The following is a 14221-nucleotide window of genomic DNA, read 5'->3' as shown; positions in this document are numbered from 1 at the left end:
ATAGGTATTCCTTTTTGTTTGTTGTGATAATTTAAATTATAAGGAATACCTCCTTTTTTTAAACTAAAACTGTGCAATATCTATGGCTCTTAAACAAATTCTGCTTGCAAAGATATATATATTATAGTATGATATAGAAAAATATTATGTCAATATGGTGATTATTAATAAATGTTTAAGAAAAAAAATCAAGAAAATAATAACGGCGTTAAAAAGAAGAAATCTAAATTAAAAAAATTTATATTAACTATTTTTATTATATGTTTATTTGTATTTGTTGCAGTTGGTATAGTAGGTATGTACTTTGTAGGAGGAGTATATAAAGACTGGGTTTCAAGAAGAGATCAAAGTATGGCTATGCTTGCCGAATATTATGATATAATAGTTATAAGAGGAAATGAAAAGAGAATAAGGTATTTTAATCCGTTAAATCCGTTTGGAGATTCTCCGCCTACAAAAATATATGACAGAAATAATATACTTATAGGTGAATATATGCCTCCTGCTTATGAGGTTGTTAATGTAGATGATATTAATCCTCTTTTAGAGCAGACTCTTCTTTTAATGGAAGACCAGAAATTCTATTCTCATAAAGGTATCAACTATTTCAGAACAGCATATTTGGGTATTCAGACTATTTTAACAAGAAGAATAGTAGGAGGAGGCTCAACACTTACTCAGCAGCTAGCCAAACTTCTATTTACAAAAAGTGAAAGAACTATAGAGCGTAAATTATTTGAAATGTTTGCAGCAAGAGAGATAGAAGAGAAATACACAAAGAAAGAAATTTTAGCGATGTATTTTAATACTGTTTATCTAGGAGACGGAAACTATGGATTTGAAGCTGCTGCTAATCATTATTTCAATAAGCCTTTAAGACAATGCAGATTATTAGAATATGCTATATTAGTTGGTATGCTTCCTAATCCTACATACTATTCTATAGTTAATAATCCAGATAACAGCAGAAAAAAAGTTGAGCAGATATTATCAAGACTTGTAAAAAACAATATTATAGATAAACAAACAATGCAGGAAGAACTTGATTTATTTGATAAAGAATATACAAATATCAATAAACAGGTAAAAGGTGCTCAATGGAAAATGACAGTAAACAGAACTCCATATGTTAATGAATATGTAAGACAAGAGTTATTAAACTATTTTAATAAAGATGAACTTGCATTATCTGGGTTAAAAATATATACAACAGTAAATGAAAGATACTACAGAGCAGCCGATTCTGTAATGAAAGAAAATATAAGATCTTTGCAGTCAAGCACTTCTAATAGAAGCTATCAGGGAGCAATGGTATCAATAGATCCTAAAACAGGCGGTATACTTGTTATGATAGGCGGAGACGGTTATACTCTTCAAAATCAGTTTAACAGAGCAGTGCAGGCTAAAAGACAGATAGGAAGCGTAATAAAACCTTTTATATATTTGTATGCATTTGAAGGCGGAGCACAGCCTTTTTCTACTATGCTTGATACTAATTATACTTATCCTCAGGGGGCAGGTAAGCCTGCCTACTCTCCTAGAAACTTCGACAGAAGATATAGAGGAGAAATAACTTTAGAAACAGCTTTATCAAAATCAATTAATACAATAGCAGTTAAATTATTAAATGATATAGGGCTTTCATATTTTATAGAGCATTCAAGAGAGTTTTTTGGAGAGAATGCTTATATACCAAATGCTTTATCTATAGGTTTAGGTACTATGGAGATGAGTCCTCTTGATTTGGCATCAGCATATAGTGCTTTGGCAAACGGAGGGATAAAATATAAACCATATATAGTAGATAAGGTTATTGATATGGACGGAAATGAGCTTAGCGTTACAGCTTTGGTAGACAGAACCCCTCATAAAATAAGTGCTACTTCTCCTTCATCATATTATTTTTTAAATACTACCTTGCAGAAAGTTATAGCACCGGGCGGCACTGCATACAGAAGTGCTAATACTTACGGATTTAAATATCCTTCATATTCTGCTAAAACAGGTACAACAAGCGAACACAGAGATAATTGGTTTGCTGCATATAACGATGAAATAGTTACAGTTACTTGGATAGGAAGCGACAGAAATGATTTGCTCCCAAATAATGTAACAGGAGGTGCTACTACTGCTTTAGCAACTTTTCAATATCTTAATGCTATAACTCCGTCATCTAAAAGAGAATTCCATTGGCCTATACCTAATGATGTATTAGTTGTAGAAATTTGTCAGGATTCAGGTCTCCCTAGAAATCATACATGCGTAAATGTTGCCCCTCTTACAGTAGGAGGAAATGTTGATTTATCTACTCAATGCCCTATAGACCATATAAGAAGCGGTACTCAAAGAAATGATGCTGTCACTAATGAAGGGGCAGAAGAGGATGATGACTTTTACTATACTCCTTTAGAAGAAGGTGCTAATACTTATCAGCAGGAAGAAAATAATAATATTCAAAATAATCAAAATAATAACAATGACCAAAATAATAATATATACTTACTTCCAAATGATAATATAGAAGATCCAAGCATAGGCAATATAAGAAGCTGAATATATACTGAAAATTTTTAAGTTTGTCAACCGCGAGCTCTCCATCATCTTCGTTCGGGACGCTTCGTGGGCATCTTCCCACACAGTATTGTTTATTCTTATCAAATGTCAACGATACGTGCGGCTGATTACCTATTATTATAAAAAATAAATTATTTGTTTTACATTTTAAACTTATAAAACTTATTTTATTAATTACTAATAATACTTTATACTATTTATAACTTATAATTACATTTATCAATAGCTCAAAGTTGACAAATTATATTTGTTTAGGTATATACTAAAAATTTTTGAGTTTGTCAATTTTTTTTATTCAACTTTTTCCAGCCGCACACCACGGGTGGACTTCGTCAAAGTTGCAAAAAGTGCAAGTAAAAAAATAATACTAAATAGTACTAATTATTTTATATGTAGGATAAATTACTGAATTCAGTGTAAAATGCAGTCTTTTCGCCTGACTACGGCACGCAGAGCGAGGCTGACAGGTGTCATAAAAGAACTGGGGTTGCTGAAGGCACGCAGAGCGGGCACGACTGCGTGCTTCGCAGGGCAAAGCCACCACAAACAATAAATTTTAAAAACTAACTTTTGACAAACTTAAAAATTTTCAGTATATACTGAAACAATTATATTTTTTAAATATTTATATAATATCTCAAAAAAATTATACCTACTTAAAAAAAATTGTTATTATTATAATATACTAGAAAGGTTGATTATAAATAAAAAATTAGCTAATTTCTTCTATAATATAATAAATAAACAATATAATATGTACATTATATATAATAAGTATCACAAAAACTAGAATATATTAATTTAAGAAAAGGAGAAAATATTATGACAGAAAACAATATAATAAAAAATAATATAAAAGAACAGCATAATCATTATAATGATGCCTTAATACCAGATGATGCTTTAATATTAAATGATGAAAAAGAATACAAATCATTAATTGATGAATATAATGATGTTATAAAAGAATCTGAAACTGGTATATTTGCTGAATAATATAATTAATTTAAAAATATAAAATAATGACTTAACACTATAAGGTTTTAAGTCATTATTTTTTTATATAAATATGATAAAAATAAAAAAAATTATTAATATAAAGATAATAAAATACGAAATATTATAATAATTATGAAATGTGTAAAAAATATTTTTATTACCTGCATATGTCTTTTTATATGCACTATATTTTTGTATTCTCAGTCTTTAACAGAAAACTCTCTTCCTCTTAAAGCCAAAAACTTTATTAACTTAAACTTCCCTGGAAATAATATAGAAACTGTATCATTATATCAGGGCGGCGGCGGTTATGAGACAGATATAGATTTTGGATATCATTTTGTATTTTATCATACAGGCTTATGGAAAAAAATTACTGCTGTAACAGATGAAGCCAAAAGTCAAGGAATACCAAGAAGCTGCATACATAAATCTATGGTTAATGTTATAGATAGTGAATATCCTTTGTCAAAAATAACTGATATAGAAAGAAAAGATAAAGTATTTATAATAATATTAGATGATAAATATCAATTAGAAATAAGCGGATACGGCATTATAATCAATACTACAGTTCTTGATGATGATGAAGAAAATATAGAAGAATAATTAAATTAGCCTTTAAGATTTTTATATTTATTAAATGCTATTATAGAGTTTTCACTGTCTCCTAAGGCACTATATGCACTTGAAAGAGACATATATATTTCTCTGTTGCTTTCATCTAGTTTGGCACATTCTTCAAGCATATTAACAGCATTATCATAAAGACCAGCAGAATAATACGATAATCCCAAATAATAGTATGAAGAAGAATGAGTATTATTTTTTTCTATAGAATTATTTAAATACTCTATAGCATTAATATAGTCTTTTATATTATAATAAGATACTCCTATATAATAATAAATAAGATAATCGTTATTCTCTATATTAAGAGCATTATTAAAATAAATCAAAGCATTTGAAAAATCATCAAGCATAAAAAAGCAAAGTCCAGCATTAAAATAAGCCGAGTAATTATTATTTTCTGCTTCTATTATTTTTTTAAATATTTCTACAGCCTTTTTATAATCATATTTTTCTTTATAACAAATAGCTAAATAATAATAACTGTCATAATCATATTTATTAAGCTCCATAACCCTTTCAAATGACTCTATTGCTTCATCAATTCTATTAAGATGATATAAAGCCAAACCCAAATTACGCCAATTAATATATTCTTTCGGAGCTATAATAAAAGATTTGTTCAATATTTTTACAGCCTCTTCATACCTGCATATTTTTATATAGCAATGCCCAAGCCAATTTAAACTTATATAATCATTATTCTCAAGCTGATAAGCCTTCTTTAAATATATTATAGCTTTATGATAATTTTTTATTTTTATATATGACATACCTATAAGTCTGTATAAAGAGTAATCATTATTATTGATAGTTAATGCCTTTTTAAATATCTCTATAGCTTCAATATGCCTTCCAAGCTGTGTATAAAAAATACCAAAATCAGTCATTGCTTTATAATTATTAGAATCCTGCTCTAATATATTCTTATAATATGATATCATATCATTAATTCTATTTTCTAAATTATCATCATTATCCATAATAACTATTAATCCCATTACTCATAATTATTAAATAAAAAATTATATACTAGTATATTCATAATTAGTTTTTTTTCAACTTTTTCAGCCTTTTTAATTACTTTAAATTTTAATAATATAATATAAAATAATAATTAAAAATTGACAAATATAATTAAAATACATATACTATATATGGGTATATAGATGAAAATATAATAAAGGAGTTTCTAAATATGAAAAAAGTTATAATAATAGGCGGAGTAGCTGCTGGAATGAGTGCGGCTGCCAAAGCAAGAAGACTAGATAAAGAAGCAGAAATTACTGTATATGAAAAAACTGATGTAGTTTCTTGGGGAGCATGCGGAATGCCTTATTATGTAGGAGGTTTCTATGAAAGCCCTAATACTATGATAGCAAGGACTGCTGAGGCTACTATAAAATCTGGAATCAATTTGAAAGTGAAACATGAAGTATTAAAAATAGATGCTAAAAACAAGAAGGTATTGGTTAAAGATATAGATAATAATAAAGAGTTTGAAGATAGTTATGATTCTTTACTTATAGCTACAGGTGCTAAATCAATAATACCAAATATTGAAAACATTAATATAGGAAATGTATCTACTTTAAAAGATTTTAAAGACGCTATCAGCATGAAAGAAAAAATGAAAGATGAAAATATAAAAAATGTTGTGGTTTTGGGAGCTGGTTTTATAGCAGTAGAGGCAGCTCATGCATTAAAGCACACAGGCAAAAATGTTACTATGATACAGCGTTCTGACAGGGTATTTGGAGGTAAATTTGATAAAGAGTTTTCTGATATGGTAATAGAGCATATCAAAGAAAATATTGATTTGCGTCTTAATGAAAAAGTTTTATCATTAGAAGCTGATAGTAATAATAATGTTAAAGCTGTTGTTACAGATAAAGGTAAATATGATGCTGATTATGTTGTAGTTGCTATAGGTGTAGTTCCTAATAGTGATTTGGCAAAAGAAGCTGGAATAAAACTAATGGATAATGGAGCTATACTTGTAGATAGAGAAGCTAAAACAAGTATTGAAGGCATATATGCTGCAGGCGATTGTGCAAGCATATATGACAGAGTAACTGACAGTCAAACTTATGCTGCTCTTGCAACTGGTGCCAACAAACTTGGAAGAATGGCTGCTAGTAATTTGGTTGGAGGACATGAAAAATTTGCAGGAAGTTTAACTAGTGCCTGCATACTTGCATTCGAGCTAGAGGCGGCAAGAACTGGTATTACTGAAGAGGAAGCTAAAAAAAGAAATATGGATTATAAAACTGTTACTATAAAAGATTTGGATCATACTCATTATTATCCAGACTATCAGGATTTGCATATAAAATTAATATATTTAAAAGACAATAGAAAGATTATAGGAGGTCAGATATTAGGTAAAAGAGGGGCAGTATTAAGATGTGATGTTATAGCAGCTTGTATATATGCAGGTATTACTGTAGATGAATTAGGAATGCTTGATTTATGTTATGCTCCGCCTTTTGCTAGAACTTGGGATTCACTTAATGTTGCAGGAAATGCAGCTAAATAATAATTAAGCATATTAGTATACTCATTTTTTTAATATTTATTATGGCTTGATATTAGAGTTTTTTATTCTAATTCAAGCCTTAATTTTTAATATATACCTAAAACAGATATAGTTTGTCAAAAAATAAATTTTTTAAATTTTGATATTTGCGAGGCTTTGCTGCGAAGCACACAGTCGTGCCCGCTCTGCGTGCCTTCGGCAACCCCAGTTCTTTTATGACACCTGTCTGCCTCGCTCTGCGTGCCGACGAAGTCCACCTGTGGTGTCGGAAGCGAAAGGCTACATTTTACACTAAATTTAGTAATTTATCATACATATAAAATAATTAGTACTATTTAGTATTATTTTTTTACTTGCACTTTTTGCAACTTTTTGCGGCGGGAAAAAGTTGAATAAAAAAAATTGACAAACTCAAAAATTTTTAGTATATACCTAAACAAATACAGTCTTTTGTTGGCACAAAGAACCAAAAAGACTGCATTTTTAGCCCAAATTTCAGAGATTACCATACGTTTAATACATATCTTTAAAATATAAAGTTCTAGAAATTGCGTTTTTCGTGAAACGTATCCGAAGGATAAAAACTTTGGCGAAGCCCGCAAAGCGTGTGCGACAAAAAAGTTGATAATTCTGTATAATGTATACCAATTGACAAAGTTAAAAATTTTCAGTATATACCTAAACAAATATATAAAAAAATAAACTGCATCATACCAACTTGATTAACAAAGAAAAATATTTATAATACTATAAAAAACATAAGGATATTTACATGCAAAGTTTTATATTTAATAATCCTACAAAAGTAATATTTGGAAAAGATACAGAAAACAAAGTTGGCAGTGAAATAAAAAATTTAGGATGCAAAAAAGTATTGGCGGTATACGGCACAAAAAGCGTAAAAGAAAGCGGACTTCTCAATAAAGTAGAAAACATATTAAAAAAAGAAAATATAGAATATGAATTATTTGGTAATGTGAGAGCTAACCCTACTCTATCCCATGCAAGAGAAGGCGTAAAAAAAGCAATAGATTTTGATGCTGATTTTATACTGGCAGTAGGAGGCGGAAGCGTTATAGATACAGCCAAAGCAATAGCACATGGGGCATCTAATCCAGAAATTGATATATGGGATTTTTGGACTAGAGTAAAAGAAGTAGAAAAAAGTATGCCTATAGGCTGCATACTTACAATATCAGCAGCAGGAAGTGAGACAAGTAATTCGGCAGTACTTACAAATGAAGAAACATTAGATAAAAGAGGACTTCCTACAGAGTTTAACCGTCCTAAATTTGCAATAATGAATCCTTGTCTTACATTTACTCTGCCTTATTATCAGGTGGCATGCGGAATATCAGACATGCTTATGCATACATTCGACAGATATTTTGGAGACAGCGAAGGCTCTGTAAACGGTGATAATAATCAGACAACTGATGCTATAGCTGAGGCGGTTTTGAGAACAATATTTAAAAATGGATTAATAGCTATGAAAGACAAAACTAATTATGACGCTATGAGCGAGCTTATGTGGTGCGGAAGTTTATCTCATAATACTTTAACTGGTCTTGGACTTAGTTTTGATTTTATAGTTCATAAATTCGGTCATGAATTAAGTGCGAAATTTGATGTAGCCCATGGAGCAAGTCTTTCTGCTATGTGGGGTTCTTGGGCTAAATACTGCCTTAAAGATAAGAGACAAAGATTTATTCAGTACTCAAAAAATGTTTGGGGTATAGATGATGATACTGGACTTAAAGGCATAGAAAAAACTATAGAATATTTTAAACAAATAAACATGCCTACTAATTTTACAGAGCTAGGAATTGGCGTGCAAAGCGAAGAAGTTTTACAAGATTTAACAAGAAGATGTATAAAAGACGGAAAACTAGAGTTTAAACATTTTAGAGCTTTAAATAGAGATGATGTTTATAATATTTTTAAGATGGCAAATGTTTAACTAAAAAATATAAATAATTTACAAGTAAAAATCATATATATTTTTACTTGTAAGGTTTATCATTATATGATATAATTCTACATATATTAATATAATTTTTTTTATATTTATTTGTTTAAAGGAATATGACAAATGGAAAAAATTAATATAAACAAAATAATGGAATTATTACCTCATAGATACCCTTTTCTGCTTGTAGATAAAGTAGAAAGTATTGAAGAAGGAAAAATACATGCTGTAAAAAATGTAACTTTTAATGAACCCCAATTCACTGGACATTTTCCTGAAAGCCCTATTATGCCTGGGGTTTTAATGGTTGAAGCATTAGCTCAGACTTCTGGAATATACTGCTATACAAAGATTTTAAAGCCTGATGAATACGGCAAAAAGTTTATGTTCTTTGCTAAAATAGATAATGTAAAGTTTAAAAACCCTGTAATACCGGGCGATGTTATGGATATGTTTGTTACAGTTGAAGCATTCAGTAACAATCTGCTCAAGACACATGGCGAAGTTAAAGTAAATGATAAACTTGCATGCTCTGCTGATTTGGGGTTATTCTTAGTAGATAAAGAGGCTATGAAAATAGAAAAATAATTAGGAAATTAAAATGTCAAATAATATACATAAAACTGCAATTATATCGGAATCTGCCAAAATAGCAGATAGTGCCGTAATTGGTCCTTATGCTATTATAGAAGGAGAAGTAAATATCGGAGAAAATACTGTTATAGGTGCTCATACAGTTATAAAAGAATATACTACTATAGGAAAAAATAATATTATTCATGATCATGCTGTTCTAGGCAATCTGCCTCAGGATATACACTTTGACAGAAAAACAGTAACTTTCCTAGAAATAGGAGATGGAAATGAAATCAGAGAGTTCGCTAATTTACACAGAGCTTCTAAAGAAAATGCAAAAACAACAATAGGAAATAACTGTTATATAATGGCTACAGGTCATGTTGCCCATGACTGCGAAATACAGGATAATGTAATTATATGTAATGGTGCTTTAGTAGCAGGGCATGTAAGAGTAGAAAAAGGTGCTTTTATATCTGGAAACTGTGTAATACATCAATTTTGTGCTATTGGACAGTATGCTATGATTAGCGGTATGTCTGCAGTTGGAAGAGATATACTTCCTTTTGCTTTGACAGCTCATGCTGGAGAGGCCATTATCTATAAATTAAATTTGGTTGGTATGAGAAGAGCTGGTTTTACATCCGAGCAGATATCTCAGGCTGAAGCAGCTTATGATATGTGGTATAATTGGAATAAAACAAAACAAGAGTTTTTAGATACATATTTAAATGACAATTCATTAAATGATATAGCTAGAAGTATTGTAGAGTTTATTTCTAAAGCAAGAAGAGGAATTACTCCTAAAAAAACTGTATAATTTGTTCAAAATAAAACTACAAACAATATGAGAATATTTATAGCTACGGGAGAAGTATCTGGCGACATTCAAGGAGCTTTATTAGCAAAAAAGATAAAGGAATTAGACCCTAGTATAATTTTAGACGGATTCGGCGGCGTTGAAATGAAAAAAGCAAATGTCAATATATTATCCGACATGTCTACTTTATCCACTATGGGAATATTTGAGGGTGCTAATCCAGTATATGCTTTTAAAAAACTTGGTGCTTTCAATATACTTCAGGACTATCTTAAAAAAAATAAAGTAGATATTATGCTCTTAGTTGATAATCAGGGAGTTAATTTACTTTTAGCTAAATACTGCAAGGCAAATAATATAGAATATATATATTATTTTCCGCCTCATGTAGGTATATGGGGAGCTTGGAATGCAAAGAAACTTCTTTCTGCTAAAAAAATAATAACACCATTTTTATTTGATTATGAAGTATATAAAAAATACGGCTGCAATGTAATGTATAGCGGACATCCATTTGCTGATTTGGATTATGATAAAAAAATACCAGAACTTAATATGCCTAAAAAAGAATATACAGTAGGAGTACTTTTTGGAAGCAGGCATCAGGAAATAAAACAGCTTGCTCCTGTATTTATCAAATCTATAAAAATGCTTAATGATATGCTTTCGTCCAATATAAGATTTGTAATACCTATAGCATACCCTGAATATACAGAACCTATAAAAAAAATTATTGATAATTATAAAGATTTATTAAAAGATGTAAGCTACTCACTATTATCAGGAGAAGATAAAGATTATGTATATTCATACTCTGATGCCTTAATAATGTCAAGCGGTACTGCAAGTCTTTTGGCTGCATGTTATGGTAAGCCTATGGTAATATGCTATAAAATATCATATATTACATTCTTTCTTGGCAAATTACTTACAAATATAAAGTATGTTGGAATGCCTAATGTTCTGCTTAATGAAGAGGCAGCTCCAGAATTACTGCAAAATGACTGTAATCCGAATGCTATTACAAGTCATATTATAAAATATCTAACCGATAAAGAATATTATAAAAAAGTAAGCAGCAATCTGCTTAGAGTAAGAGAAACTTTAGGCGAAAAAAATGTGCTTGAACGCATAGCAAAAGAGATTATAAAATCATGATAGACGCTTCAACTAATATAGAAGAAATACAGCAGTATATAAAAAATCATAAAAAAGAACCTATTAAATTTTATATTACTTGGCTTGATAATATTACTAAGCAAAAAATAATATTTATAATAGAAGAAATATTAAAAAAATACAAAATAGAAAAATATGCAAGTGATGCTGTGTATATTATAATGGAACTTATATCTAATGCCATTAAAGCTAGATATCTCCATATCATAACAATAAAAATACTGGAAGAAAAATTCCCTAATTTCACGAAAAAAATAGAAAGCGGAGAATATTTTGATGATTATGATATAATGAGCGAATATTCTAATATATTAAAAGATGATGATACTAAAAATGAACTTAAAGAATATATAAGATTAGAAAATAAACTTATAAAAGATATTGATAATAATATACCAATAGATGAAGAAAAATACTCAAAATTACTTCTATGCAATCAAGATATAAAAAAGAAATTAACAATTAAACTGCTCTCAAGAATAAATAAAAATGATATATACTTTGAAATAGTTAATGATGCACCGCTAACTATGATAAGCAGAACTAGAATAGACTCTAAAAGATTAACTTTCAAAGAATACTATAAAAAAAATCTAATAGAAAAATTCTTCACAGAGCAGTTGGACAATAGCGAAAGTGCAGGATTTGGTCTTGCCTTATGCGATTTAAGACTTTTTAATCAAAACCTTGAACCGCATAATCATTTACAAATATACGACGAGAACAATAAAACACATTCCAAATTGATACTTCCTATAAGAAAAGAATTCAGCTTTATAGTATATAATAAATATTAATTAATATTTTTTTATTCAAATCTTTTAAAAGGCATATTCTCTATAGCACCCTCAGAACCTATAGTTTCATGAAGCTCTCCATTTATAAGGAATATAACATTATCTATACCTTCAAACTGAGTAGCTGTATATACAAACTGATAAATCTGTACCATAGTTCCCTCGCTGCCCAAAGGATTAAACTCAAAGTTTTCATTAAAGTTTAAATATACAGTGTTATCCTCTACAAATATGTCAAGTAATTTAGTGCCTTTAGGTATGCAGCTTATAATGTTTCTGTTATTTTCTTCATCTGTAGCACCAATAAGAAGTTCATCTATAGCCTCTTTTATAGAAGAATTATTATTAAATTTTCTGCTTCTAAATATTAATGTTATAGCTCCAGTGCTTTCGCTGTATTCTACCAAATATATACCTTCATCGTTATTATCTTTTAAAGCTCTCTCTAAAGAAGCCCTCTCTACAGTATTATTTGCTTTTCTAATATTATAATTATTAATATCATTTTGGGCTTTTTTCATTATATCTTCTTTGATACTGTTTACACTATTATTTTCATCTTTAATAGAATTATCTTTTTTTATATTGTCTTCTTTCTTAGTATTATCCTCTCTTTTAATAACATTATTATTATTTGGATTAACCATATCATTTATAACTCTATTATAATCAATATTAGCCTTATCCAAAGAATTAGTCATTGTATATATAGAAGAGCGGATAATATCCTTTCTATCCTGTGCAGGCATAGAAGAAGAATTATTTTCTTTCTTAATACTTTCTTTTATTATTCTGTTTTCTTCTCTTTTAATAGAGCTGTCTGATGATAGTATAGTTTCATTATTTTGCTCTATATACTTATCTGTATTATTTACAGTATTATTATTTTTCAAGTGTTCATCTGCACTTCTATATTGATTAGTATTATTATAGCTGCGAGGCGGTCTGCTTGAGAAAGTAGTAGAAGATGCAGGCTTCATAGTTGTAGTTTCTCTTTTTATATTTTCTTTAGGCTTTAGAATATCATCAAATATACTTTTAGGCGTATTAGTATTTGTTTCAATTCTTTTATTTTCATTAGAAGAATTGTTTACTGAATGAGAGTTATTTATAGCTGAAGAATTATTTTTTACATCTCTATTTTCATTTGCTGAATTATTATTACTTATGATATTATTTCTTCTTGATGATGAATTATTATTATTTCTGTTTTCTAGAATCATCTGCTCTAAATAATTATAGTTATTATTATCAGTACTTATATTATTATCACTATTTATATATTCTTCTGTATTTTCATCTATTATATTATTTATATTATTATTTGAATTATTATTTTCATCTCTAAACAGTACAGAAGCATGATTATTTCCGTAGTCTACATATCCGCTGTCATAAAGAATAGAATTACTTGCTCCGCTGTTATTAAAAAAAGGAAGAAGAGATTCTCTAGTTATTATATTAGAGTTTGTAAAATTATAATCATTTGTTAATGTATCTAAAGCGGCTTCTATTTTGGAATTAGTTTCATAGGTCATTACAGATAAAGTTTCATTAGTATTTGCTTTAATGAAGAAATTAAATAATGGTATATTATTCAAAAAGCTCATTTTATCAGTATCTTCAGACATACCATCACTTTCCAAAGCCAAAGCCTCTCTATGATTAATAGAGAAAAAATCTTTTATTGCTATATCTACCATAGGAGAATATTTTTTGAAAGTGGTAAAAATGACAGCAGCAATAATGATAAAAAGAACAGATATAATCAAAGGCTTTTTTAAATTTATCTCTTTGCTTTCATTGCGTATTTGTCTTGTATATGATATACCTTTAGATTTGGCTTTAAGCTGCTCGTATCTTGGCACTTTATTACTCCATAGTATAATATGTATCGTTTTCATTATCGATAAAAAGCTCAATGCGATTAGAATTTTATTTATTATGCAAGTTGAAAATTTGTATATAGTGATATTAGTATATACCTAAACAAATATAGTTTGTCAAAAAATAAATTTTTTAAATTTTGATATTTGTGTGGCTTTGCCCCACACCCCAGTTCTTTTGTTGACACAAAGAACCAAAAAGACTGCATTTTTAACCTAAATTTCAGGTATTATAATACATTTAAGACATAT

General features: G+C 28.9%; 11 protein-coding genes. 9 read left to right on the top strand and 2 right to left on the bottom strand.

Annotated features, from left to right (window positions below; genetic code table 11):
* Window positions 1–171: 171 nt before the first annotated feature.
* The 3 genes from Q1X91_RS14165 to Q1X91_RS14155 all read left to right on the top strand — a co-directional run bounded on the left by Q1X91_RS14165 (window position 172) and on the right by Q1X91_RS14155 (window position 4182).
* The gene (locus Q1X91_RS14165; protein WP_300759015.1) at window positions 172–2553 is read left to right on the top strand and encodes a transglycosylase domain-containing protein; all 2382 of its coding nucleotides are present in this window, start codon (window positions 172–174) and stop codon (window positions 2551–2553) included.
* An 843-nt stretch (window positions 2554–3396) separates the two neighbouring features.
* Window positions 3397–3570, top strand: a complete 174-nt coding sequence (locus Q1X91_RS14160) for a hypothetical protein (RefSeq protein WP_300759010.1) — start codon at window positions 3397–3399, stop codon at window positions 3568–3570.
* Window positions 3571–3705: 135 nt separating this feature from the next.
* Window positions 3706–4182, top strand: coding sequence for a PepSY-like domain-containing protein (locus Q1X91_RS14155; protein WP_300759008.1), 477 nt, complete (start codon window positions 3706–3708; stop codon window positions 4180–4182).
* Window positions 4183–4187: 5 nt separating this feature from the next.
* On the opposite strand, the gene Q1X91_RS14150 is transcribed toward Q1X91_RS14155, so the two are convergent.
* Window positions 4188–5186, bottom strand: a complete 999-nt coding sequence (locus Q1X91_RS14150; protein ID WP_300759006.1) for a tetratricopeptide repeat protein — start codon at window positions 5184–5186, stop codon at window positions 4188–4190.
* A gap of 215 nt (window positions 5187–5401) precedes the next feature.
* On the opposite strand from Q1X91_RS14150, the gene Q1X91_RS14145 reads away from it, so the two are divergent.
* The 6 genes from Q1X91_RS14145 (at window position 5402) to Q1X91_RS14120 (ending at window position 12083) form a co-directional block, all read left to right on the top strand.
* Window positions 5402–6742 (top strand): CoA-disulfide reductase, encoded by a 1341-nt coding sequence (locus Q1X91_RS14145; RefSeq protein WP_300759004.1) that lies wholly within the window; start codon window positions 5402–5404, stop codon window positions 6740–6742.
* Between the two features lie 772 nt (window positions 6743–7514).
* On the top strand, window positions 7515–8702 hold the full coding sequence (locus Q1X91_RS14140; protein WP_300759002.1) for an iron-containing alcohol dehydrogenase: 1188 nt from the start codon (window positions 7515–7517) through the stop codon (window positions 8700–8702).
* Window positions 8703–8834: 132 nt separating this feature from the next.
* On the top strand, window positions 8835–9299 hold the full coding sequence (gene fabZ / locus Q1X91_RS14135) for a 3-hydroxyacyl-ACP dehydratase FabZ (RefSeq protein WP_300759000.1): 465 nt from the start codon (window positions 8835–8837) through the stop codon (window positions 9297–9299).
* A 13-nt stretch (window positions 9300–9312) separates the two neighbouring features.
* A complete protein-coding gene (gene lpxA, locus Q1X91_RS14130; protein WP_300758998.1) occupies window positions 9313–10107 on the top strand; it encodes an acyl-ACP--UDP-N-acetylglucosamine O-acyltransferase in 795 nt (264 codons plus the stop codon).
* Between the two features lie 27 nt (window positions 10108–10134).
* Window positions 10135–11265, top strand: a complete 1131-nt coding sequence (gene lpxB, locus Q1X91_RS14125) for a lipid-A-disaccharide synthase (protein WP_300758997.1) — start codon at window positions 10135–10137, stop codon at window positions 11263–11265.
* The gene (locus Q1X91_RS14120; RefSeq protein ID WP_300758995.1) at window positions 11262–12083 is read left to right on the top strand and encodes a hypothetical protein; all 822 of its coding nucleotides are present in this window, start codon (window positions 11262–11264) and stop codon (window positions 12081–12083) included. Before lpxB ends, Q1X91_RS14120 begins: the two co-directional genes overlap by 4 nt.
* An 11-nt stretch (window positions 12084–12094) precedes the next feature.
* Here Q1X91_RS14120 and Q1X91_RS14115 read toward each other — a convergent pair whose 3' ends face one another.
* A complete protein-coding gene (locus tag Q1X91_RS14115; RefSeq protein WP_300758993.1) occupies window positions 12095–13951 on the bottom strand; it encodes a GerMN domain-containing protein in 1857 nt (618 codons plus the stop codon).
* Window positions 13952–14221: the final 270 nt, after the last annotated feature.

Source organism: uncultured Brachyspira sp., assembly GCF_949287625.1.
In the GTDB taxonomy this organism is placed as follows: domain Bacteria; phylum Spirochaetota; class Brachyspiria; order Brachyspirales; family Brachyspiraceae; genus Brachyspira.
The sequence above is the reverse complement of the archived record's forward strand: the minus strand, read 5'-3'. Positions and strand labels throughout refer to the sequence as shown.

What these genes read in the sequence shown, in the direction of transcription:
- Q1X91_RS14165 (WP_300759015.1), top strand. Translation starts at nt 172, where the DNA reads ATGTTTAAGAAAAAAAATCAAGAAAATAATAACGGCGTTAAAAAGAAG.
- Q1X91_RS14160 (WP_300759010.1), top strand. Translation starts at nt 3,397, where the DNA reads ATGACAGAAAACAATATAATAAAAAATAATATAAAAGAACAGCATAAT.
- Q1X91_RS14155 (WP_300759008.1), top strand. Translation starts at nt 3,706, where the DNA reads ATGAAATGTGTAAAAAATATTTTTATTACCTGCATATGTCTTTTTATA.
- Q1X91_RS14150 (WP_300759006.1), bottom strand. Translation starts at nt 5,186, where the DNA reads ATGGATAATGATGATAATTTAGAAAATAGAATTAATGATATGATATCA.
- Q1X91_RS14145 (WP_300759004.1), top strand. Translation starts at nt 5,402, where the DNA reads ATGAAAAAAGTTATAATAATAGGCGGAGTAGCTGCTGGAATGAGTGCG.
- Q1X91_RS14140 (WP_300759002.1), top strand. Translation starts at nt 7,515, where the DNA reads ATGCAAAGTTTTATATTTAATAATCCTACAAAAGTAATATTTGGAAAA.
- fabZ (WP_300759000.1), top strand. Translation starts at nt 8,835, where the DNA reads ATGGAAAAAATTAATATAAACAAAATAATGGAATTATTACCTCATAGA.
- lpxA (WP_300758998.1), top strand. Translation starts at nt 9,313, where the DNA reads ATGTCAAATAATATACATAAAACTGCAATTATATCGGAATCTGCCAAA.
- lpxB (WP_300758997.1), top strand. Translation starts at nt 10,135, where the DNA reads ATGAGAATATTTATAGCTACGGGAGAAGTATCTGGCGACATTCAAGGA.
- Q1X91_RS14120 (WP_300758995.1), top strand. Translation starts at nt 11,262, where the DNA reads ATGATAGACGCTTCAACTAATATAGAAGAAATACAGCAGTATATAAAA.